The organism is Streptacidiphilus jiangxiensis, from assembly GCF_900109465.1.
GTDB lineage: Bacteria > Actinomycetota > Actinomycetes > Streptomycetales > Streptomycetaceae > Streptacidiphilus > Streptacidiphilus jiangxiensis.
In genome coordinates this window covers 220,150-241,536 of record NZ_FOAZ01000003.1, presented here as the reverse complement: position 1 = coordinate 241,536, position 21,387 = coordinate 220,150, and the positions used below count along the sequence as shown (strand labels likewise).

Annotated in this window: 16 protein-coding genes; 7 read left to right on the top strand and 9 right to left on the bottom strand. The window is 70.1% G+C overall.

Features of this window, described 5'->3' with window-relative positions; genetic code table 11:
* Positions 1-178: 178 nt before the first annotated feature.
* Both murJ and BMY61_RS07355 read right to left on the bottom strand, forming a co-directional pair.
* Entirely contained in the window at positions 179-2,560 is a 2,382-nt protein-coding gene (gene murJ, locus BMY61_RS07360; protein ID WP_052439438.1) for a murein biosynthesis integral membrane protein MurJ, read from the bottom strand.
* Positions 2,557-4,950 carry a DUF6049 family protein gene (locus BMY61_RS07355; RefSeq protein ID WP_042458388.1) on the bottom strand — a complete coding sequence of 798 codons (2,394 nt, stop codon included), beginning with the start codon at positions 4,948-4,950 and terminating at the stop codon, positions 2,557-2,559. The genes murJ and BMY61_RS07355 overlap by 4 nt, the downstream gene beginning before the upstream one ends.
* 252 nt (positions 4,951-5,202) lie before the next feature.
* Between BMY61_RS07355 and BMY61_RS07350 the strand changes: the two genes are divergently transcribed.
* Positions 5,203-6,711: a CCA tRNA nucleotidyltransferase gene (locus BMY61_RS07350; RefSeq protein WP_052439437.1), complete on the top strand. Its 1,509-nt coding sequence runs from the start codon at positions 5,203-5,205 to the stop codon at positions 6,709-6,711.
* Here BMY61_RS07350 and BMY61_RS07345 read toward each other — a convergent pair.
* From BMY61_RS07345 to BMY61_RS07335, 3 genes are all read right to left on the bottom strand, one after another.
* Entirely contained in the window at positions 6,680-8,005 is a 1,326-nt protein-coding gene (locus BMY61_RS07345; protein ID WP_236656625.1) for an MFS transporter, read from the bottom strand. The two genes, BMY61_RS07350 and BMY61_RS07345, sit on opposite strands and share 32 nt — an antisense overlap.
* A gap of 290 nt (positions 8,006-8,295) precedes the next feature.
* On the bottom strand, positions 8,296-9,378 hold the full coding sequence (locus BMY61_RS07340) for an inositol-3-phosphate synthase (protein ID WP_042458381.1): 1,083 nt from the start codon (positions 9,376-9,378) through the stop codon (positions 8,296-8,298).
* 138 nt (positions 9,379-9,516) lie between these two features.
* Positions 9,517-10,119: a PadR family transcriptional regulator gene (locus tag BMY61_RS07335; RefSeq protein ID WP_042458378.1), complete on the bottom strand. Its 603-nt coding sequence runs from the start codon at positions 10,117-10,119 to the stop codon at positions 9,517-9,519.
* 506 nt (positions 10,120-10,625) lie between these two features.
* Between BMY61_RS07335 and BMY61_RS07330 the strand changes: the two genes are divergently transcribed.
* The gene (locus BMY61_RS07330; RefSeq protein ID WP_052439436.1) at positions 10,626-13,256 is read left to right on the top strand and encodes a transglycosylase domain-containing protein; all 2,631 of its coding nucleotides are present in this window, start codon (positions 10,626-10,628) and stop codon (positions 13,254-13,256) included.
* Positions 13,257-13,431: 175 nt separating this feature from the next.
* Positions 13,432-15,033: a glycosyltransferase family 87 protein gene (locus tag BMY61_RS07325; protein WP_052439435.1), complete on the top strand. Its 1,602-nt coding sequence runs from the start codon at positions 13,432-13,434 to the stop codon at positions 15,031-15,033.
* A gap of 153 nt (positions 15,034-15,186) precedes the next feature.
* Here BMY61_RS07325 and BMY61_RS07320 read toward each other — a convergent pair whose 3' ends face one another.
* From BMY61_RS07320 to BMY61_RS07310, 3 genes are all read right to left on the bottom strand, one after another.
* Positions 15,187-16,221, bottom strand: coding sequence for an alanine racemase (locus BMY61_RS07320; RefSeq protein ID WP_042458369.1), 1,035 nt, complete (start codon positions 16,219-16,221; stop codon positions 15,187-15,189).
* A gap of 62 nt (positions 16,222-16,283) precedes the next feature.
* The gene (locus tag BMY61_RS07315; RefSeq protein ID WP_042458367.1) at positions 16,284-17,402 is read right to left on the bottom strand and encodes a lipid II:glycine glycyltransferase FemX; all 1,119 of its coding nucleotides are present in this window, start codon (positions 17,400-17,402) and stop codon (positions 16,284-16,286) included.
* Positions 17,403-17,512: 110 nt separating this feature from the next.
* A complete protein-coding gene (locus BMY61_RS07310; RefSeq protein WP_236656624.1) occupies positions 17,513-17,842 on the bottom strand; it encodes a hypothetical protein in 330 nt (109 codons plus the stop codon).
* 281 nt (positions 17,843-18,123) lie between these two features.
* On the opposite strand from BMY61_RS07310, the gene rpsF reads away from it, so the two are divergent.
* The 4 genes from rpsF (at position 18,124) to rplI (ending at position 19,877) form a co-directional block, all read left to right on the top strand.
* Positions 18,124-18,414, top strand: coding sequence for a 30S ribosomal protein S6 (rpsF, locus tag BMY61_RS07305; RefSeq protein WP_042458364.1), 291 nt, complete (start codon positions 18,124-18,126; stop codon positions 18,412-18,414).
* A gap of 92 nt (positions 18,415-18,506) precedes the next feature.
* Positions 18,507-19,088: a single-stranded DNA-binding protein gene (locus BMY61_RS07300; protein WP_042458361.1), complete on the top strand. Its 582-nt coding sequence runs from the start codon at positions 18,507-18,509 to the stop codon at positions 19,086-19,088.
* An 86-nt stretch (positions 19,089-19,174) separates the two neighbouring features.
* Positions 19,175-19,411, top strand: a complete 237-nt coding sequence (gene rpsR, locus BMY61_RS07295) for a 30S ribosomal protein S18 (RefSeq protein ID WP_030254746.1) — start codon at positions 19,175-19,177, stop codon at positions 19,409-19,411.
* A 19-nt stretch (positions 19,412-19,430) separates the two neighbouring features.
* Positions 19,431-19,877 carry a 50S ribosomal protein L9 gene (gene rplI, locus BMY61_RS07290; RefSeq protein ID WP_042415839.1) on the top strand — a complete coding sequence of 149 codons (447 nt, stop codon included), beginning with the start codon at positions 19,431-19,433 and terminating at the stop codon, positions 19,875-19,877.
* Positions 19,878-19,973: 96 nt separating this feature from the next.
* On the opposite strand, the gene BMY61_RS07285 is transcribed toward rplI, so the two are convergent.
* Positions 19,974-21,302, bottom strand: coding sequence for an MATE family efflux transporter (locus BMY61_RS07285; protein WP_143094213.1), 1,329 nt, complete (start codon positions 21,300-21,302; stop codon positions 19,974-19,976).
* Positions 21,303-21,387 lie beyond the last annotated feature (85 nt).

Here is a 21,387-nt window from a genome sequence, read left to right as displayed (position 1 = left end):
TCGCTGCGCTCAGCCACCGTTGTCCTGCCTCCCCGAACCGCACTGTCGCCGATCCCATGGCGGGCCGCCTGCCGACGCGGCGCCGCCCACGATCAATTGTGCCAACTCGCCGCGCCTCCTACGACCGTCCAGAGGCCGTCCTGGTTGCTCTGCTCGGCGAAATCTGCGGTTGGTTCACCTAGCGTCCGATTTTCGCGCGAACCATACCGAGAAGCGAGTTGAGTTCGTCGATCCGCATCCGCTTCGCGACGACAAGGAAGAGGCCCATCTGCACCGCCCCGCCGACCACCACGGCGGCGATGCCGCCGACGCGGCCGTGACCCAGCGCCCCCAGCACCCCGAAGCAGACCGCCGCACCGACGACCGCCGGCAGCACGTTGGCGCCGATCAGCTTGGTGTAGGTGCGCTTGATCCGGTCGCCGTCCAGGTCGCCGACGCGGCGGCGGAGCCGGGGCACGGCCACCAGCAGGCCGACGATGTAGGCGGCGCCGTAGGCGAACGCCATGCCGGTGACGGCCCACGAGGCGGGCAGCACCAGGTAGCAGACGGCGGAGAGCAGGGCCTGGGTGACGGCCACCCAGACGGTGTTGTAGAAGGGCGTGCGGGTGTCCTCGTAGGCGTAGAAGCCGCGCAGCAGCACGTACTGGGCCGAGAAGGGGATCAGGCCGAGCGCGAACGCGGAGACCATGTAGCCGACGGAGATCTCACCGTAGATCGCGGCACCGATGGCGGGGCCCAGGGCGAGGAAGGCGAAGGCGCCGGGGACGATGGCCACCGCGGAGGTCCGCAGGCCGTAGGAGAGGTCGTCGCGGACCGCGATGCCGTCCTCGTCCGCGGCGGCGCGGGAGATGCGCGGCAGCACCGCGCTCATGATGGAGACGGTGATGACGGCCTGCGGCAGCTGCCAGATGAGCAGCGCGTTCTGGTAGGCCGCCAGGCCCTTGCCGTTGTCGCCGGAGGCGAGGCCGGCGGAGGTGGCGAGCTGGGTGACCACCAGGAATCCGACCTGGTTGGCCAGCACGAACAGGAACGTCCACTTGGCCAGCTTGGCGGCGTGGCCGAGGCCGTGGCCGCGCCAGTCGAAGCGCGGCCGGAAGCGCAGACCCGCGTGACGCAGGTAGGGGATCATCGCGAGCGACTGGACCACCAGGCCCAGCAGCGTGCCGACGCCGAGCAGCCGGACACCGGCGGAGGGGATGGTCGCCGGCGTCATCTGCGTGTGGCTGAAGGGACCGTAGACCCAGATGAACATCGAGAAGGTGAAGATGACCACGATGTTGTTGAGGACCGGGGTCCACATCATCGGGCCGAACTTGCCGCGCGCGTTCAGGATCTGGCCCATGACCACGTGCACGCCCATGAAGAAGATCGTGGGCAGGCAGTAGCGGGCGAAGGCGACGCTGACCTCGGCGGAGGCGGGCGTCGACATCGCGGTGTTCGACACGGCCCGCACCAGGAGCGGTGCGGCCAGCACGGCCGCCAGCACGACGACCCCGAGGCCGACGACGACGAGCGTCAGCAGCCGGTTGGCGTAGGCCTCGCCGTTGTCCTCGTCGTTCTTCATGCTGCGGACCAGCTGCGGGACGAAGACCGCGTTCAGGGCACCGCCGCCGACGAGGATGTAGATCATCGTCGGGAGCGTGTTGGCGACGCTGTAGTTGTCGGCCAGGACGCCGAAGCCGATGGCGACGCCGATGACCATCGTGCGCAGGAAGCCGGTGCCGCGCGAGACGAGGGTGCCGGCCGCCATGATGGCGCTGGAGTTGAGCAGGCTGGCGACCTTGCCCTTGGGAGCGCCGGCGCCCTGGGACTCGCTCTGCTCCTCCTGCTCCTGCCCCGGCAGGTCCTGGGGGATGAGCAGCGGGATGGTGCTGGTGGTCTCGGCGACGGCGTCACCGCCCGCCTCGCCGTACAGGCTCGGGCCGCTGTCGCGGAAGAGGAAGTCGTAGGCCTCGTCCTGGGCGCGCTGCTGCTGCGTCTGGGCGTGCTCGCGGGCCTGCTGGCGCCGCCCCGCGCCGCTGATCAGCTCGTCGACACCGACGTACGGCTCGCCGCCGGGCTGACCCGGCTGACCCGGCTGACCGGGCTGCCCCGGGACGGAGGGAGGCTGCCCCGGACCGCCCTGCTGCGGCTGCTGCGGCTGCTGCGGGTCCTGCGGCCAGCCCTGGACGCCGGGCTGCAGGCCGGGCTGCACACCGGGCTGGGCTCCCGGCTGCGCCAGGCCCTGCTGCGGTGCGCCGTAGGCCTGGCTGAAGCCCTGCGGCTGGTACGGCTGCGCCTGGTAGGGCGCCTGCGGTGCCTGCTGCGGGTAGGGCTGCCCGCCCTGGGGCGGGTAGCCGCCGTGCGGCGGGTACGGGGGCTGCGGCGGGGGCGGGTAGCCGCCCTCGCCGTACAGCGGCTGGGGTGCCGGCGGGGCCTGGGTGGCGGCCGGCGCGTGCGGGTCGGTCGCGTACGGGTCCGTCGCGTACGGGTCGTGCGCGTAGGTCTGGTCGAGGTACGGGTCAGGCGCGTGGCCGCCGGAGCCACCCTGCGGGGTTCTGCCGTCTCGCGGCGCGGTCATGCGTCTGCCTCCTGGTCCTCGGATGCCGTGGGGTCCTCGGGACCGTCGGCGGTTGCGGCGGCGAGGGCCGCGTTCTTCTTGCGCTTCCAGTACAACCGCAGACCCGCCAGGACGACGAGCAACCCGCCGCTGGCCATGACGGCGATGACGCCGGAGGACACCGAGGTGACGGTGACCGTGAAGGACTCGGAGCTGATCTCCGATCCGTCCTGCGCCGACCTGAGCACCGCCCGCATGGTGACCTGGCCGTTGGCCGTGGCGGTGACCTTGAACCGGGAGGTGACCTTGGTACCGCCACCGGCGATGGAGATGTCCACGCCGTCCGTGGCACTCGGTGAGTCGATCTTCAGGCGTGGATAGCTGGTGCCGTCGACCTCCAGGTAGAGCTTCAGCCTGGTGACGTTCTGCTCCAGGTTGTTCTCCACGCTGACGGCGATCTGCGCGGAGGCGTTGTCGCCCGGCACCACCACGTCGCTGGTCTTCTTCAGGATGTGGACCGAGCCCTGCAGCCCGTCCATGTACCCGTACATGTCCCCGGTGTAGGTGGTGCCCGCCTGCGGGTCGGCGCGCCAGCCGGTGGACACCGAGCGGACCATGGCCGCGTTGAACGGCTCACGCAGCCGTTCCGGCCGGGTGAGGATGCGCTGCAGCTGGGTCAGGTCCTGCTGGGTCCTCTGGATGTTGGTGACGTTGTAGGCGCTGAGCTCCCCGCCGCGCACCGAGGACGGGTAGGACCCGTCGGAGGGCACGTGCGTGTTCGCGCCGGCGGTGGCCCCGGCCTGGACCACCCCGTTCAGGTCCGTCGGCTGCACCCAGGCGCCGCCCTCGGCCGACTTCAGCGCCCGCACCAGCGTCTGCGCGGTGGCCGCGGACAGGTTGCGGGGCGGCTGCACCACGATGTCGCGCTGGACGCTCGGCTGCTCCCCGGAGATCGCCAGGGTCTCGGCCAGGAACAGCTGCACGGCCGTGGTCTGCGCGGCCTGCGTGGACAGGTCCCCGGCGAAGATCTTCCCGAGCTCGCTGTCGGCGACGACGGCGGTCATGCCGTTGCCGATCCTGCGCGCCGCGTTCGGGGTGAAGGTGAGGTTGGAGGTGTCGGGCATGGACGCGCCGTTGACGATGATCTGGCTCGCGCCCATCGACTTGGCCAGCGACGCGATCGAGGAGTCGACGTAGCCCTGGTAGGGCCAGGCGACGTCGTGCGCGGCGTCGATCTGGAGCCGGTCCAGGCCCACGCTGCTGCCGACCACCGGCAGCAGCGAGTTGACCTGGGCCCGGGCGGAGCTGTCGTGGGCGAGCGAGGCGAGGTCGGGGTCGGCGTAGGGCAGCGAGACGACGTCGGCCTTGCCGGCGCTCAGGGTGCTCTGCAGCCCGCTCAGCCAGCTCGTCGCGGCCTGCTTGCCGGTTCCCGGCGTCAGGCACTGACAACCATTGGCACCGGTGATGTCGGAGGCGGTGGCGACCTGGTAGGGGCCCGTCATCGCGTTGACCGTGTCGATCAGGTCCGGGTCGATCATCCAGGTCAGGTGCAGGTCCGGGTTCTGCTGGCCGAGCTGGGTGAGCTGGCCGAGCCGGCCCTCCTGACCGAGCGAGCTCGCCAGTTCCTGGGTCAGCACCGGCTGCTCGTTGTGGGTGGAGGGGTCCACGTACGTCTGAGCCTGGAGCACGGGCGGGTTGGTCAGCGGCCACAGTGTGGCGACCTTGGTCGCCTTGGCGGCGGAGTCCTTGGCGTGCAGCGGCAGGAAGGTCCTGGCGATGCCGAGGGACTCCCCGGTGACACTGCTCACGGCGTCCACCCCGAGGGAGTAGACGCCGTCGGGGCTGGGCCCGAGGTGCAGCTTGGAGATCGGGGCCTTGATCGAGAACGAGGCGCTGGCACCGGCGGCGAGCGTGCCGATGTGCTGCTGCAGCGACGGGTCGTCGGTGATCTCGTACCCGTCCAGGTTGGGGACGGCCTGGCCGCCGGAGGAGGCCAGGCTCTCGATGTCGGAGCGCTGGCCCAGCGGCCTGCCGGTGGTGCGCAGTCCCACGTGCAGGCCCTGGACGGCGCTGCCGGTGCGGTTGCGCACGGTGCCGGTGAGGGTCACGTCGCCGTTCGCGGTGGGCACGGCGGGGGTGACCGTGGTGAGCGTCACCTCGACGCCGGAGTGGGAGTCGGCGGGCGCGAGCGTGGTCGCGGCGGCGTGGGTGACCGCGGGTGGCAGGCCGGAGACGCTGATCTGCGGTGCGGCCTGGGCGGCCGGTGCCAGCGTCGGCCCGGCCAGGACCACCAGGCCGGAGGCGACCGTCAGCCGTGCGGCCCGGCGCAGTACGCCGCGGGCACGCCTGTTCGCCCGCCCGCCCTCAGGCCGGCCGCCTGCCTGCCACCTCCCCGTCGCCGCCTCGCCCACGCGCCCTCGCCGTTCTCGTCGCTGTCCCCAGGGATGCCCCGCGCGGCGGGGCCCGCGCTTGAGCGTGAACTCTGCGCCCTGCGCCCCGCGCCCTGGCATGGTAACGACGCCGGGCCGTGTCGTGTGCCGGTAGGCAGGCCCGGACGGGGGTACGACGCCCGGCGCGCCTCGTGCGGTTGCACACATCCCGAGCGAAATGGCGCGGCGAGCCCGGGGTTCGGCCCCGTACCCTTGTCTGTCGTGTCCAACGCTATGCCCTCCGGCCTCCCCGCATCCGAGCCCGCCCCCGCTCCCGGCGCCCCTGTGGCCTCCGACGGCCCCGACGGCGCCGCGTTGAGCGAGCAGCAGGCGGACAGGGTCCGGGAGATCCTGCGCGCCTATCCCGTCGCCGTCGAGCTCGGCGAGCGCTTCGCGGCGGCCGGCTTCACCCTCGCGCTGGTCGGCGGCTCGGTGCGCGACGCCCTGCTGGGCCGTCTCGGCAACGACCTGGACTTCACCACCGACGCCCGGCCCAAGGAGATCCTCAAGCTGGTCAAGGGCTGGGGCGAGGCCGTCTGGGACGTGGGCATCGCCTTCGGCACGGTGGGCGTGCGCAAGCACGACCTGCAGATCGAGATCACCACGTACCGGTCCGAGCTGTACGACCGCAACTCCCGCAAGCCCGAGGTCACCTTCGGCGACACCATCGAGGAGGACCTGGTCCGCCGCGACTTCACGGTCAACGCGATGGCCGTGAAACTGCCCCAGGTGGAGTTCGTCGACCCGCACCACGGCCTGGCCGACCTCGCCGAGGGAGTGCTGCGCACGCCCGGGACGCCGGAGGCGTCCTTCTCCGACGACCCGCTGCGGATGCTGCGCGCCGCGCGCTTCGCCGCGCAGCTGGACTTCGAGGTCGCGCCGGAGGTCGTCACCGCGATGACGGAGATGGCCGACCGGATCGACATCGTCTCGGCCGAGCGGATCCAGGGCGAGCTGAACAAGCTGGTGCTGTCGCAGCACCCGCGCAAGGGCCTGTCCCTGCTCGTCGACACCGGCCTGGCCGACCGCGTCCTGCCGGAGCTGCCCGCGCTGCGCCTGGAGCGCGACGAGCACCACCGTCACAAGGACGTCTACGAGCACAGCCTGACGGTGCTGGAGCAGGCGATCGACCTGGAGTCGACCGGCGAGGGCGACGGCAAGCCGGACCTGACGCTGCGCCTGGCCGCGCTGCTGCACGACATCGGCAAGCCGCGCACCCGGCGCTTCGAGGAGGGGGGCGGCGTCTCCTTCCACCACCACGAGCTGGTCGGCGCCAAGTTGACCAAGAAGCGGCTGCGGGAGCTCAAGTACTCGAACGAGCTGATCGCGGACGTCTCCCGGCTGGTCGAGCTGCACCTGCGGTTCCACGGCTACGGCACCGGCGAGTGGACCGACTCCGCGGTGCGTCGCTACGTGCGCGACGCGGGCCCCCTGCTGGACCGCCTGCACAAGCTGACCCGCTCGGACTGCACCACCCGCAACAAGAAGAAGGCCGCGGCCCTCTCCCGCAGCTACGACGGCCTGGAGCAGCGGATCGGCCAGCTGCAGGAGCAGGAGGAGCTGGACGCGATCCGGCCCGACCTGAACGGCGACCAGATCATGGCGCTGCTCGACATCAGGCCCGGCCGGGACGTCGGCGAGGCGTACAAGTTCCTGCTGGAGCTGCGCCTGGAGCACGGCCCGCTGGGCGAGGACGAGGCGGCCGAGGCGCTCAGGACGTGGTGGCGACAGCGGCAGGGCTGAGATCGTTGCGCCAGGGACGGGTGGCGCCGTAGGCGACGGCGGTGGCGGCGTACAGGGCCGCCGCCGTCAGCACGACCGGGACGGAGCGCCCGGAGACCGGCAGCACCAGTGCGCACAGGCCCGCGGCGGCCACCAGGGCGCTGTTGAACAGCACGTCGTAGAGGGCGAAGACGCGTCCCCGGTAGGCGTCCTCGACGCCGCTCTGGACGATGGTGTCGGTGCTGATCTTGGCGCCCTGGGTGAGCAGGCCGAGGGCGTAGGCGGCGACCATCGTCGGCCAAGGGGTGAAGTAGAAGCCGAGGGCGGCGGTCAGCACCGCGCCGAGCGCGGAGCAGGTCGTCAGCCAGCCCGGCACGGTGAGCCGGCGTCCGGCGGCGGGGGTGATCGCTGCGGCGCTGAAGTAGCCGGCCGCGGAGGCGGCCAGCGCGGTGCCGAGCCAGCGCAGACCGCCGGTCTGGTCGCTGGGGGTGGCGAAGGTGTTGCGGCACAGCATCAGCAGCACGACCAGCAGCAGCCCGTAGCAGAACCGCAGAACCGTCACTGCGCCGAGCGCCCGGGCGGCCGGGCGGCAGTCGTGCAGCAGGTGCCGGAAGCCGTCGAGCAGGCCGCGTGCGGTGTCGGTGACGGCGGTCCGGACGGTCGCCTGCGCGGCCTCCTCACGCTGCTTGCGGTCCGGCCCGAGGGCCTCCTTGCCGAGCGTGGTCGCCACCAGCGCGGAGGCGGCGTATCCGCCACCCGCCAGCGCCACCAGCAGCGCGTTGCTGCCCGCCCCGGCGGGAAGCGCGAGCCGGACCAGGAACGCCGTGCCGCCGCCGACGGTCGCCGCGAGCGTCCCGGCGGTGGGCGCGAGGGAGTTGGCGCTGATCAGCAGCTCGTCGGTGACCACGTGCGGCAGGGACGCGGACAGGCCCGCGAGGACGAACCGGTTGATGCCGGTGACCAGCAGCGCGGCGGTGAAGAAGACCCAGGTGGGCGCGTGCGCCGCGACGAGCGCGGCGGTCGCCAGGCAGAGCACCAGACGCAGCAGGTTGCCCTTGACCAGCACCTGGCGCCGGCGCCAGCGGTCGAGCAGCACACCCGCGAAGGGGCCGATCAGGCAGAAGGGCAGCAGCAGCACGGCGAACGCCGAGGCGATGGCCGCGGGGCTCGGCTGCCGCTCGGGCGAGAAGACGACGTACGCGGCGAGCGCGGCCTGAAAGGCGCCGTCCGCGAGCTGCGACAGCAGTCTCGTCGCCAGCAGCCGCCGGAAGCCATGGAGCCGCAGCAGCGCGCGCAGAGTCGGTGTCGTCGCCACCGGCCTAGCCTGGCACGTGCGGTGCGCGGGTGCACGCATCCGCGAGCAAGATCACCAAGTGTTTCACGTGCAGCACTTCGCGATCTTGTGCACGCCACTCGGGCGGCAGCCACCTCAGGGGCGCGGGGAACTGCGCGAAAAGCCACCGTGGGCCCTGAGATCCCGAGCGGGCAGGGCCATCCGCCTCGGCGGGCTGCTCGCGCAGTTCCTCGCGCCCCCGAGGTGGTGCATGGCAAAGGCCCCCACATACCTGACGGCATGCGGGGGCCTGGGCGCCTTGCGGTAAGCGCTTAGCGCTCGACCTCGCCGCGGATGAACTTCTCGACGTTCTCCTTGGCCTCGTCGTCGAAGTACTGAACCGGCGGGGACTTCATGAAGTACGAGGACGCCGACAGGATCGGGCCACCGATGCCGCGGTCCTTGGCGATCTTCGCCGCACGCACGGCGTCGATGATGACGCCGGCGGAGTTCGGGGAGTCCCAGACCTCGAGCTTGTACTCCAGGTTCAGCGGAACGTCACCGAAGGCGCGGCCCTCGAGGCGGACGTAGGCCCACTTGCGGTCGTCGAGCCACGCGACGTAGTCGGACGGGCCGATGTGGACGTTCTTGGCGCCCAGCTCGCGGTCACGGATCTGCGAGGTGACGGCCTGCGTCTTGGAGATCTTCTTGGACTCCAGGCGCTCGCGCTCGAGCATGTTCTTGAAGTCCATGTTGCCGCCGACGTTCAGCTGCATGGTGCGCTCGAGGATGACACCGCGGTCCTCGAACAGCTTCGCCATCACGCGGTGCGTGATGGTCGCGCCGACCTGGGACTTGATGTCGTCACCGACGATCGGCACACCGGCCTCGGTGAACTTGTCCGCCCACTCCTTGGTGCCGGCGATGAAGACCGGGAGGGCGTTGACGAAGGCGACCTTGGCGTCGATGGCGCACTGGGCGTAGAACTTCGCCGCGGCCTCGGAACCGACGGGCAGGTAGCAGACCAGGACGTCGACCTGGCGGTCCTTGAGGACCTGGACCACGTCGACCGGCTCCTCGGTGGACTCCTGGATGGTCTCCAGGTAGTACTTGCCGAGGCCGTCGAGGGTGTGGCCGCGCTGGACCTGGACACCGGTCGACGGAACGTCGCAGATCTTGATGGTGTTGTTCTCGGAGGCGCCGATGGCGTCCGCCAGGTCGAGGCCGACCTTCTTGGCGTCCACGTCGAACGCTGCCACGAACTCCACGTCCTTGACGTGGTAGTCACCGAACTGCACGTGCATGAGGCCCGGCACGCGGCTGTTCGGGTCGGCGTCCTTGTAGTACTCGACACCCTGCACCAGGGAAGCGGCGCAGTTGCCGACACCCACGATGGCTACGCGAACCGAACTCATTCCGGTTGCTCCTTGTTACTCGTGAGACTCGTGCTGCGGCACGGGTCTCTGCCTTCAGTCAATGCGGTACGTCTCTAGGTCATGCGGTAGGTCGTGCCGAACGTCGGCGCTCCCCCGGCCGCCCGCATGGTGCTCCTGCTACTCGTCCCCGCCCGGTGGGGCGGTGGCGTGGCCGCGGCCGCCGCGGTTCGCGCGCTCGGTCTCGATCAGCTCGTTGAGCCAGCGGACCTCGCGCTCGACCGACTCAAGGCCGTGGCGCTGCAGTTCGAGGGTGTAGGCGTCCAAGCGCTCGCGGGTGCGCGCAAGTGATGCGCGCATCCTCTCCAGGCGTTCCTCCAGCCGGTTCCGGCGACCCTCCAGCACGCGCATGCGCACGGCCTTGTCGGTCTGGCCGAAGAAGGCGAAGTGAACACCGAAGTGCTCGTCCTCCCAGGCATCGGGACCGGAGTCGGCCAGCAGCTCCTCGAAGCGCTGCTTGCCCTCGCCGGTCAGCCGGTAGACGATCTTCGATCGCTTGCCGTTCAGGGCGGTTGCGGGGATGTACTCGGCGTCGGGGTTGTCCTCGACCAGGTAGCCCTGGGCCACGAGGCCCTTCAGGCAGGGGTAGAGCGTGCCGTAGGAGAAGGCACGGAACGAGCCGAGCAGCACGTTGAGCCGCTTGCGCAGCTCGTAACCGTGCATGGGCGAGTCGTGCAGCAGTCCGAGGACGGCGAATTCCAGGATGCCCGAGCGCCTGCTCATGATCCGGCTTCGCCTCCTTCGGTGTCCGCTGCGTTCGACCGGTCCCGCTGTCGTCATCACGAGTATGCCACTGCGATGTATCGAACCGATACATCGAGACGATATGACGACGGTGTGGCGGCGGCAAGAGGGGGGTCCCCGGGGTTCGTGGTGGTGGCTCTCACAGTTGTCGGTTCTGTGTAAGGAGGGCCCGTGGAAGACCGGGTCGAAGGAGGTTCTGTGCGTGATGCACGGGAGTTTGGCTGACCTTTGATAAGGATCTGTCGGCGATATGTCCCAAATGGGAGTTGACGCCCGGTTAGAGCCCTTCCCAGCCTGCGTACTCTGTCGCCTATGCAGAAAGCCGCCAGGAGCTACGGGAGCCCCGGGAACCACGGGCGTCCCAGTGGCGTCCCCGTCCTCGGCGGACTCTGGCCTCTTGGGGCCGCGTCGCCATGGGGGATCACGACCACCGCCTTCAGGCAGCCGCAGCGCAGCCTTCAGTCCGAGGAACAGCTGGAAGCAGGATGAGCGAACACCGGCGCAGAACGCCGCAGTCGCAGCAGCCGCAGCAGCCGCAGTACGGCGGCCGTCGCCCCACGGGACCGACCGATGCGGGTCGCGGCCAGACGAGTGCGCACCAGAGCAGCGGCATGCCCCCACGTCGTACGGCGCGGCCCCAGCCCGGCGGCGGCCCCGCCGGCGGCACGGCCGCCCAGCCGCGGATGACCCGCGCCGAGATGCGCCGCGCGGCGCAGGGCAAGGGCGGCGGTGGCGGCAACGGTGGCGGCCGCGGCCCTGCCGGCCGCGGCGGTAAGGGCCCGAACGGGCCCCGGCCGAAGCGGTTCATCGACTACCCGCGCTGGGGGAAGTCCGGCGTCCGCCGGTGGCTGCCCTCGTGGAAGCTGGTCACCAGCTGCTTCCTGATCTTCATCGGTGGTCTGACCGCACTCGTCGGCTACGCGTACGCGAACGCCCAGATCCCGACGGTCCAGAACGCCGACAGCCTGAAGCAGGGCAACATCTTCTACTGGGCCGACGGCAAGGTGATGGCCAAGACCGGCTACAACCGCCAGAACGTCCAGCTCGGTCAAGTCCCGAAGGACGTCCAGCACGACTTCATGGCGGCCGAGGACGAGACGTTCGAGACCAACAGCGGTGTCGATCCCATGTCCATCCTGCGCGCCGTCAAGAACATGGCCACCGGCGGCAGTGTCCAGTCGGGTTCGACCATCACGCAGCAGTACGTCAAGAACGTCTACCTGAACAGCGCCCAGACCGCGACGCGTAAGCTCAACGAGATCCTGATTTCCTTCAAGATCGGCAACGGTGGCCTGTCCAAGGACGACGTGCTGACGGGCTACCTCAACACCAACTACTACGGCCGCGGCGCCTACGGCATCGAGGCCGCGGCCGAGGCCTACTACGGCGTGCACGTCGGGCAGTTGACGCTCTCCGAGGGCGCTTTCATCGCCGCCACGGTGAACGAGCCCAGCACGATGCAGAACGTGCTCGCCGACCAGGCCGCCAAGCAGCGTGCCATCGGCCGTTGGCAGTACGTGCTGAACCGCATGGTCGTGAACAACTGGATGACGCAGGCCGACCACGACGCGGCCTTCGCCAAGGGCTTCCCCACGCCGAAGGCGTGGGTGCCGCACCAGGAGCTCAAGGGTCAGGTCGGTTACCTCGTCGACCTGGCGCAGAACTACGCCGAGCAGCACTCCAACAACCACCTGGGCGAGGCTCAGATGGCGCAGGGCGGCTACAGCATCTACACGACCTTCGACGAGACGAAGGTCAACCAGCTCAGCGCGGCCGTCGCCAAGATGGAGTCGCAGCACATCAACCCGAAGCTGCACGGCGCCGCGGACAAGAACGTCCAGGTGGGCGCCGCGTCCGTGGACCCGCGCACCGGTGCCATCCTGGCCATCTACGGCGGCGCGGGCATCGACAAGGGCCACTACACCGACAACGCCAACAGCTTCGGTGTGCCGGTGGGCTCGACGTTCAAGCCGATCGTGCTGGCCTCGGCGATGAAGAACGGCGCGATCACCTCGCCCGGGTCCACGACGCGCACGCCGATCACTCCGTCGAGCAAGTACGACGCGGACCCCTGCCTGAAGATCCACGACCAGCAGGGCAACTACCTCACGGACAAGTCCAACCAGTCGGCCTGCCCCGAGCCGGACGGTCTGCTGCACCAGGCGAACGACTCCGACATCAAGTACGGGTACAAGCCGCTGAGCTTCGCGATGGAGCAGTCCATCAACACGCCGTACGTGCAGCTGGGTGAGGACGTCGGTTACAAGCCGGTCGAGGACACGGCCGAGAGCCTTGGGCTGGACAAGTCCACTCTGGAGAACCCCTCTGCCGGCTTCTTCATCGGTACCTCGACGCCCAGTGCCATCCGCATGGCCAACGTCTACGCGACCTTCGCCAACCAGGGCACCGAGCACGACCCGTACTCGGTGAGCAAGGTCTCCTACGACGGCCAGGTGCAGAGCTGGTTGCCCAAGACGAACGCCACACCGGCCCTGGACGCGAACATCGCCAACTCGGTGACCAAGGTGCTCCAGGGCGTCGTCGAGCGGGGTACGGGCACCAACGCCCAGCTGCCCGGCCGCGAGGTGGCCGGCAAGACCGGTACCACCGACGACTACCACTCGGCCTGGTTCATCGGCTACACGCCGCAGCTCGCCACCTCGGTCGTCATGTTCAAGGAAGACCCGAACAACCAGGGTCTGCAGACCATGAAGGGCGTCGGCGGCTACTCCAAGGTCTACGGTGCCGTCATGCCGACGCAGGTCTGGGTCGACTACATGAGCAACGCCCTGAACGGTCAGCCGGTGCTCACCTTCACGCCGCCGCAGCTGATGCCCCCGGGTGGCAACGAGCCCGGCGCGCCGACCGCGTCGGCGTCCGCCTCCGCGAGCGCGTCCGCCTCGGCGAGTGCCAGCGCCTCGTCGTCGGCGTCGGCCTCGTCGAGCCCCAGCGGCACGCCGTCGAGCTCGTCGACCGCCTGCTCGGACATCGAGATCGCGCTGGGCACCTGCCCCACCTCGAACCCGACGCAAGGCGGGGGTAAGCACCACCCCAGCCCGAGCGCCAGCTCGGGACTACCCGGTCCCGGTGGACAGGCGCAACCCAACGGCGGTTAGCGACGTCAGAGCAGTGAGCGCCAGGCGGCCCCGACCCGGAAGGGTGGGGGCCGCCTGGCGTAGGGCCGAGCAGGGCCCAGGGCCGGTGCGGCGGCGCGACGGTAGAAGCGGTGAGGCGCGGGGGCAGCGCGTTGTCCACAACCCCTGGAAAGGAACGTGCGGCAGGATGAGCGGTATGACGTCGAGTGACCAGCAGGCCGGCGACGCCGGTCAGGCAGACGAGCCAGCGCCGCACGCCTGGGCCGGGCCGGAGGAGGACGCCGAGGCAGCGCCCGCCGCGGCGCGGCCGACGCTGCCCGTGCCGCCGCCGGAGGACACCGTCGTCGTGCCCGCGGACGAGGACCCGGTCTCCGCGGCCGCCAGCGAGCTGATCGGCGGCGCGCCCGGTCGGCACGCGCTGCTCGGGGTGAGCTGGTGGACGGCGGCGCGCGTGCTGGCCGTCATCACCGTGGTGGTCTGGGCCCTCGGCATGATCCAGAAGGTGCCCTGCTACGACAGCGGCTGGTTCTACGGCGCCTCCGCGCAGTACGACCACGCCTGCTACAGCGACATCCCGCACCTGTTCTCGCTGCGCGGCTTCAACCTGCCCGGCAACATCCCCTACGTCGACAAGATCCCCAACCCGACCGACCCGACCATGCAGTACCTGGAGTACCCGGTGCTCACCGGGCTCTTCGTCTGGGGCGCGGCGCAGCTGACGCCGATGGGCGGCGCGGAGGTCTACCGGGAGCAGATCTTCTACCTGGTCAACGCGGGCATGCTGATGGTCTGCGCGGTCGTGGCCGTGGTCGCGCTGTCGCGCACGCACCGCCGTCGTCCGTGGGACGCCCTGCTGTTCGCGCTCGCGCCGGTGCTGGCGCTGGACGGGACGATCAACTGGGACATGCTCGCGGTCGCGCTGGCCGCGGTCGGCATGGCGCTGTGGGCGCGCCGCTACCCGGTCTGGGCGGGCGTGCTGATCGGTCTGGCGACGGCGGCCAAGCTCTACCCGGTGTTCCTGCTGGGCCCGCTGCTGGTGCTGTGTCTGCGCGCCGGGCGGATGCGGGAGTTCGGCCAGGCCTTCGCGGGTGCGGCCGTGGCCTGGCTGCTGGTGGACATCCCGTTCATGGTGGCCAACTTCAGCGGCTGGGCGACGTTCTACACCTTCAGTGAGTCGCGCGGGGTGGACTTCGGCTCGTTCTGGCTGATCCTCACCCAGAACAACTGGCTGAACGTCGACACCAACACGGTCAACACGATCGTGGCGATCCTGCTGATCGTGTGCTGCCTCGGCATCGGCTGGCTGGCCCTCGCCGCACGCCGCAGGCCCCGCTTCGCGCAGCTGGCGTTCCTGGTGATCGCGGCGTTCACGCTGACCAACAAGGTCTACTCGCCGCAGTACGTGCTGTGGCTGCTGCCGCTGGCGGTGCTGGCGCGACCGCGCTGGCGGGACTTCCTGGTCTGGCAGGCGTGCGAGGTCCTGTACTTCCTCGGCGTCTGGTACTACCTCGCCTACGGGGCCTCCGGCGACCAGAAGGGCCTGCCGCCGGACTGGTACCACGCGTCGATCGCCGTGCACATCCTGGGCACGCTCTACCTCGTGGTCATCATCGTCCGGGACATCCTCTCCCCGGCCTCCGACCCGGTCCGCGCGGACGGCAGCGACGACCCCTCGGGCGGCGTGCTGGACGGTGCCGCGGACGTCTTCACCCTCACCGGCGTCAAGGTCCAGGCGCCGCCGCAGCGCCCTTCTGGTGCGACCAGTTACGCCGTGGGGAGCTCTTCGCTCGACGGGTAACGACAACTCGACGGGTAACGACAGGAGGGGCGCGGGGAACTGCGCGAGAAACCACCCTGTGCGGATGGCCCTGCGTGTGGAGGGCCATCCGCGTGTCGGTGGCTTGTCGCGCGGTTCCCCGCGCCCCTGGACCGTGCGACTGCGCCCTGAGGCTCAGTGCCGGTCGACGATGCGGTCGAACAGCGTCGTGGTGTGGCGCAGCGTTGCCTTCAGCTCCTCGCCCACCGCCGGCGGAGCCACCTCGCCCGGGACCCAGAGCAGGGAGACCTGCATGTGCGGGGGCTCGGCGAAGCCGAGCTTGGTGCCGTTCCAGGTGAACGGCGAGGTGTTGCGGCCCAGGGTGGCCAGGCCCGCGCGGGCGAGGTTCTTGGCGCGGGGCGTCAGCCCGGACATGTTCTTCGGGGCCTCCAGGCCCACGCCGTGGGCCGTGCCGCCGGCGACGACGAGCAGGTGGCCGTCGCCCGCGACGCGGTGCTGGCGGTAGCCGAAGCGGTCGCCCTTGGTCATCCGGTGCACGTCCATGACCGTGCCGCGGCTCTCGATCGCCTCGTGGTCGCCCAGCCACAGCTGGGTGCCGATGCGGGCGCGGAACCGGACCTCCGGGTACCAGCCCTGGAGCTGCTCCATCTCCGGGGCGGAGAGGTGGCTGACGAACATGGTGCGGACCGGCAGGCCCGCCGTGCGCAGCTGGTCGACCCAGCGGGCGGTCTCGCCGACCGGGTCGACGCCGTCGGGGCGGTCCATGGGCAGGTGGACGGCGAAGCCCTCCAGCCGGACGTCGTCGATGGCCATGCGCAGCTTCGGCAGGTCCTCGGGGTTGATGCCGTGGCGGCGCATGCTCGTCATGCACTCCACGATCACCCGGCCGCCGACCAGGGCGCGGACGCCGTCGACGGAGCCGACCGTGCGGATGACCCGGTGCGGCAGCGGGACCGGGTCCTCGCCGATGCGGTACGGGGTGAGCACGATCAGGTCGCGGCCGAAGAAGTCCTTCAGCTCGGCGGCCTCGTAGGCGGTGCCGACGGCCAGCATGTCGGCGCCGAGGCGGGTGGCCTCCTCGGCGAGCCGGGCGTTGCGGAAGCCGTAGCCGTTGCCCTTGGCGACCGGGACCAGGCCGGGGAAGGCCCCCAGCACCTTGCGCTGGTGGTCACGCCAGCGAGGGGTGTCCACGTACATACTGAGCGCCATGGGAGGGCCTTCCACGTTCCGGTGTCGGTCGTTCCGGGATTGAAGCGTACGCGGACGTAGTGTCAGCGACGCTGCATGTACATGTCGAGAGCCTTGTGCAGCAACTTGTTGAGCGGGAAGTCCCACTCGCCCAGGTACTCAGCCGCCTGGCCGCCGGTGCCCACCTTGAAGCGGATCAGGCCGAAGAGGTGATCGGTCTCGTCCAGGGTGTCGCTGATGCCGCGCAGGTCGTAGACGGTCGCGCCGAGCGCGTACGCGTCGCGCAGCATCCGCCACTGGATGGCGTTGTTCGGCTGCACCTCGCGCTTGTGCACGGTGGAGGCGCCGTAGGAGTACCAGACGTGCTGGCCGACCGTGATCATCGTGGTGCCGGCCAGCGGGTCGCCCTCGTGGTACGCCAGGTACAGGCGCATCCGGTTCGGGTCCTCGGCCGTCAGTGCGCGCCACTGGCGCTGGAAGTAGGAGAGCGGGCGCGGGATGAACTTGTCGCGCTCCGCCGTCTCCAGGTAGAGCTGGTGGAAGACGGGCAGGTCGTCGTAGCCGCCCTGGACGATCTCGACGCCGGCCTTCTCGGCCTTCTTGATGTTGCGGCGCCACAGCTGGTTGAAGCCCTTGAGGATGTCGTCCAGCGAGCGGTTCGCCAGCGGCACCTGGTAGACGTAGCGCGGCTGCACGTCACCGAAGCCGGCGCCGCCGTCCTCGCCCTGCTGCCAGCCCATACGGCGCAGCCGGTCGGCGGTGTCGATGGCGCGCGGCTCGTACCAGTCGGCCTCGATGTCGCGCAGGCGCTTGGCCTCGCCGCCGGAGATGGCGTTCTTGATGGTCTCGGCCTGCCAGCGGCGGATGATCACCGGCGGGCCCATCTTCACCGTGAAGGCGCCCTGGCCCTTCAGGTGGTCCAGCATCGGACGCAGCCAGCCCTCGAGGTTCGGGTCGAACCAGTCGATCACCGGACCCTCGGGGAGGTACGCCAGGTAGCGCTTGACCTTCGGCAGCTGCCGGTAGAGGACCAGGCCGGCGCCGACCATGCGGTCCTGCTCGTCGAACCAGCCGATCGACTCGTTGCGCCACTCGGCCTTGACGTCCGCCCACGAGGGCACCTGCATGTGGCTCGCGGACGGCAGGCTCCGGATGAAGGCCAGGTGCTCCTCGCGGCTGATGGTCCTCAGGCGCAGGCTCATGTGGGGGTGCTCCTCGGGCGTGGATCGCGTCAAGTGCGCAGCCTACTGCCCAGGGGGAGCACCCCATAGAGGTGACAGGACGTGACGAGGGAGGCGGTGGTGCTCCCGGGTCAGATCAGCCCACCGCGGGCGAGCCCGATACCGAGACCGACCGCGGCCATGCCGCCGCCCACCACGATGACGAAGCGTTCGGCTGTCGTCGCCGACTTGTACTGCGCGACGGCCGCCGTCGCCACTCCGGCCAGCCCTGTCCACGAAGCGATGACGTGGAGGCTGTGGAATGCGCAGGTGACGATGGCGATGACGCCGAGCACCGCGGTGACGGCGGTGAGCGTGTTCTCCAGGGGGTGGGGTTTGCCGTCGGTGTTGAACAGGGCCGCCAGGGGGTTGCGCTTGGCGACCTGGCCGGTGGCACCGACCGGCGGGGCTGACTGGGCCATGGGACCGCCTCCTTAGGGAGGTCAGACGATTGCGCACTCGGCTGGTTACGTTCAGTAGTGCGCTTCCTACCCGATGTGTACAGATTGCGGCGATACGAGGGTGGATTTCAAGCCCCCGATCGGGTGCCTGTAGGCTGGACCGTCTGCACCGGTGTGCATCTGTCCGGCATCGTCGTTCCCGACGTTGTCAGTGGCGGTCGCTACCGTTGCCGACGTGAATTGAAGACCCTCCTGCCACGGAGAGACCGTGGCCGCCTGAGTCCAGAGGAGGTGGGTTCCAAATGCGTCACTACGAGGTCATGGTGATCCTCGACCCGTCCGTCGAGGAGCGCGCTGTCGCCCCGCTGATCGAGAACTTCGCCAATGTCGTCCGCACCGGCGGTGGCAATGTCGAGAAGATCGACACCTGGGGTCGTCGTCGCCTGGCGTACGAGATCAAGAAGCAGTCCGAGGGCATCTACTCCGTGCTCGACATCAAGGCTGAGCCTGCTGTCGTCAAGGAGCTGGACCGTCAGCTCAACCTGAGCGAGCAGGTGCTGCGCACCAAGGTCCTGCGCCCGGACACCCACTGAGCACTGTCGTTCTCGCCTCCTGAGTGGGGCGGAACATCCGAGTAACCGAGCACCTCAGCTCATCCCGCACGTCTTCTCCCGAGAGGTCGAACATGGCAGGCGAGACCGTCATCACCCTTGTCGGCAACCTTGTCGACGACCCCGAACTGCGGTTCACCCCGTCAGGTGCGGCCGTCGCGAAGTTCCGCATCGCGTCGACCCCCCGCACCTTCGACCGCCAGACCAACGAGTGGAAGGACGGCGAGAGCCTCTTCCTCACGTGCAACGTCTGGCGGCAGCCCGCGGAGAACGTGGCCGAGTCGCTGCAGCGCGGCATGCGCGTCATCGTGCAGGGCCGCCTGCGTCAGCGCTCGTACGAGACCAAGGAAGGCGAGAAGCGGACCGTCTTCGAGGTCGAGGTCGACGAGGTCGGTCCGAGCCTGCGCTCGGCGACCGCCAAGGTCACCCGGGCCCAGCGCTCGGGCGGTCCCGGCGGCAGCTTCGGCGGCGGCCAGCAGGGTGGCAGCGGCTACAGCGGCGGCGGACAGCAGGGCGGTGGCTGGGGCGGTGGCTCCCAGTCCGGCCCGTCCGACGACCCCTGGGCGTCCAGCGCACCGGCCGGCGGAGGTCAGCAGAGTGGCGGCGGCTGGGGTGCCCCGGCCGGCGGCGGCTACTCGGACGAGCCCCCGTTCTAAACGACGGATGCTCGGCGACCGCGCTCAGCGGTCTGACCGCGGCAAGCGGTCAACACAAGACTTGATCACGAACACTGGAGTACACGATGGCGAAGCCGCCCGTGCGCAAGCCTAAGAAGAAGGTTTGCGTCTTCTGCAAGGACAAGATCACCTACGTCGACTACAAGGACACGAACCTGCTTCGCAAGTTCATCTCCGACCGTGGGAAGATCCGCGCTCGCCGGGTGACCGGCAACTGCACCCAGCACCAGCGCGACGTGGCCACGGCTGTGAAGAACAGCCGCGAGGTCGCTCTGCTGCCCTACACCTCGACCGCTCGCTGAATAGGAGGGTGACCGAACCATGAAGATCATCCTCACGAACGAGGTCTCCGGCCTCGGTACCGCCGGCGACATCGTCGAGGTCAAGGACGGGTACGCCCGCAACTACCTGGTCCCGCGTGGCTTCGCCATCCGCTGGACCAAGGGCGGTCAGAAGGACGTGGACGCGATCCGTCGCGCCCGCAAGATCCACGAGATCCAGACCCTGGAGCAGGCCAACGAGGTCAAGGCCAAGCTTGAGGCGCTCGCCGTCAAGCTGGCCGTCCGCGCGGGCGACGCCGGTCGCCTGTTCGGCTCGGTGACCCCGGGCGACGTCGTCGAGGCCATCAAGGCCGTCGACGGCCCGCTGGTCGACAAGCGCCGCGTCGAGATCGGCTCGCCGATCAAGACCACCGGTGCCCACCAGGTCACCGTCAAGCTGCACCCCGAGGTTGCCGCGCTCATCAGCGTCAACGTCGTCGCCGCCTGACGATCGCTCATCTGAGCTGAGAAGGGGCGCGGGCTTCTGCCCGCGCCCCTTCGCCATGCCATGCACTCCCCGCGCCCCTGGGGAGAGTCACCGTCCCTATGCGCGAACAGCTCCGGTCACCAACCAGGCACCCGTGCGGGCGCGGAGGGCCATGGAGACGGCGCGGACGACCATGGCGAAGCCGATGGCGATCCACAGCCCGGTGAGCCCCTGGGCGCCCATCAGCAGCGCCACCGGCGCGTACAGCAGGAGCGTCGCCAGCATCGCCCAGGCGAGGTACGGGCCGTCGCCGGCCCCCATCAGCACGCCGTCCAGGACGAAGACGACGCCGTTGACGGGCTGCATCAGTCCGGCCACCACCAGCACCGGCAGCAACTGCCGCTGCACCGCCGGATCGCTGGTGAACAGCGGCAGGTACAGGGGCTGAGCCACGATCAGCAGTGCGCCCAGCACCACGCCCGCGCCCGCGCCCCACTCCACCATCCGCCGGGTCGCCACCCGCGCGCCCGCCGCGTCGCCTCCGCCGAGGGCACGTCCGATCAGGGCCTGGCCCGCGATGGCGATGGCGTCCAGGGCGAACGCGAGAAAGCTCCAGAGCGACATCGCGATCTGGTGCGCCGCGATGGAGGTGTTGCCCAGGCGCGCGGCCACGGCCGTCGCGAGCAGCAGGATCGCCCGCAGGCTGAGCGTGCGGACCAGCAGCGGCACTCCGGCCGTCGCGCTCGCGCGGATGCCGGGGACGTCGGGGCGCAGCCCGGTCCACCAACTGCCCGGCCCGGAGTGGTTGACGCGGATGCCCCTGAGCACGACCGTGAGGTAGGCGGCGGCCATGCCCCACTGCGCGATGACGGTGCCGAGCGCCGAGCCGGCGATGCCGAGGCCGGCGCCGTAGACGAGGGTCAGGTTCAGCAGCAGGTTCGCGGAGAAGCCGGCGACGGCGACGACGAGGGGGGTTCGGGTGTCCTGCAGGCCGCGGAGCACGCCGGTGGCGGCGAGGACGATCAGCATGGCCGGGATGCCGGCGCTGCTGATCCGCAGGTAGTCGACGGCGTAGGGCGCGGCGGTGGACGAGGCGCCGAAGAGACGCACCACGGTCGGGGCTATCGGAATCGCCGTGGCCACGACCAGGACGGAGATCAGCAGGGCCAGCCAGATGCCGTCGACGCCCTGCTTGAGCGCGGCCTGGCGGTCGCCCGAGCCGATCCGCCGGGCGACGGCGGCGGTGGTGGCGTAGGCGAGGAAGACGAAGACGTTGACGAGCGTCGCGAGCAGCGCGGCGGAGACGCCGAGACCGGCGAGCTGCGCGGTGCCGAGGTGCCCGACGATGGCGGAGTCGGCCATCAGGAAGAGCGGCTCGGCGATGAGTGCGCCGAAGGCCGGGAGGGCGAGCGCGAGGATCTCGCGGTCGAGGGGGCGCAGTCTCATGGTCCTACGGTAGTCATCCACAGGTAATGACCGCAACTGATTGTTGGTCATTACCTTCCACTGCGTGACGCAGTCGACCGCGCAC

Bases quoted from the DNA above. Each gene is read 5' to 3' on its own strand.
- murJ (WP_052439438.1), bottom strand. From the start codon at position 2,560: ATGACCGCGCCGCGAGACGGCAGAACCCCGCAGGGTGGCTCCGGCGGC.
- BMY61_RS07350 (WP_052439437.1), top strand. From the start codon at position 5,203: ATGCCCTCCGGCCTCCCCGCATCCGAGCCCGCCCCCGCTCCCGGCGCC.
- BMY61_RS07340 (WP_042458381.1), bottom strand. From the start codon at position 9,378: ATGAGTTCGGTTCGCGTAGCCATCGTGGGTGTCGGCAACTGCGCCGCT.
- BMY61_RS07335 (WP_042458378.1), bottom strand. From the start codon at position 10,119: ATGAGCAGGCGCTCGGGCATCCTGGAATTCGCCGTCCTCGGACTGCTG.
- BMY61_RS07330 (WP_052439436.1), top strand. From the start codon at position 10,626: ATGAGCGAACACCGGCGCAGAACGCCGCAGTCGCAGCAGCCGCAGCAG.
- BMY61_RS07325 (WP_052439435.1), top strand. From the start codon at position 13,432: ATGACGTCGAGTGACCAGCAGGCCGGCGACGCCGGTCAGGCAGACGAG.
- BMY61_RS07320 (WP_042458369.1), bottom strand. From the start codon at position 16,221: ATGGCGCTCAGTATGTACGTGGACACCCCTCGCTGGCGTGACCACCAG.
- BMY61_RS07315 (WP_042458367.1), bottom strand. From the start codon at position 17,402: ATGAGCCTGCGCCTGAGGACCATCAGCCGCGAGGAGCACCTGGCCTTC.
- BMY61_RS07310 (WP_236656624.1), bottom strand. From the start codon at position 17,842: ATGGCCCAGTCAGCCCCGCCGGTCGGTGCCACCGGCCAGGTCGCCAAG.
- rpsF (WP_042458364.1), top strand. From the start codon at position 18,124: ATGCGTCACTACGAGGTCATGGTGATCCTCGACCCGTCCGTCGAGGAG.
- BMY61_RS07300 (WP_042458361.1), top strand. From the start codon at position 18,507: ATGGCAGGCGAGACCGTCATCACCCTTGTCGGCAACCTTGTCGACGAC.
- rpsR (WP_030254746.1), top strand. From the start codon at position 19,175: ATGGCGAAGCCGCCCGTGCGCAAGCCTAAGAAGAAGGTTTGCGTCTTC.
- rplI (WP_042415839.1), top strand. From the start codon at position 19,431: ATGAAGATCATCCTCACGAACGAGGTCTCCGGCCTCGGTACCGCCGGC.
- BMY61_RS07285 (WP_143094213.1), bottom strand. From the start codon at position 21,302: ATGAGACTGCGCCCCCTCGACCGCGAGATCCTCGCGCTCGCCCTCCCG.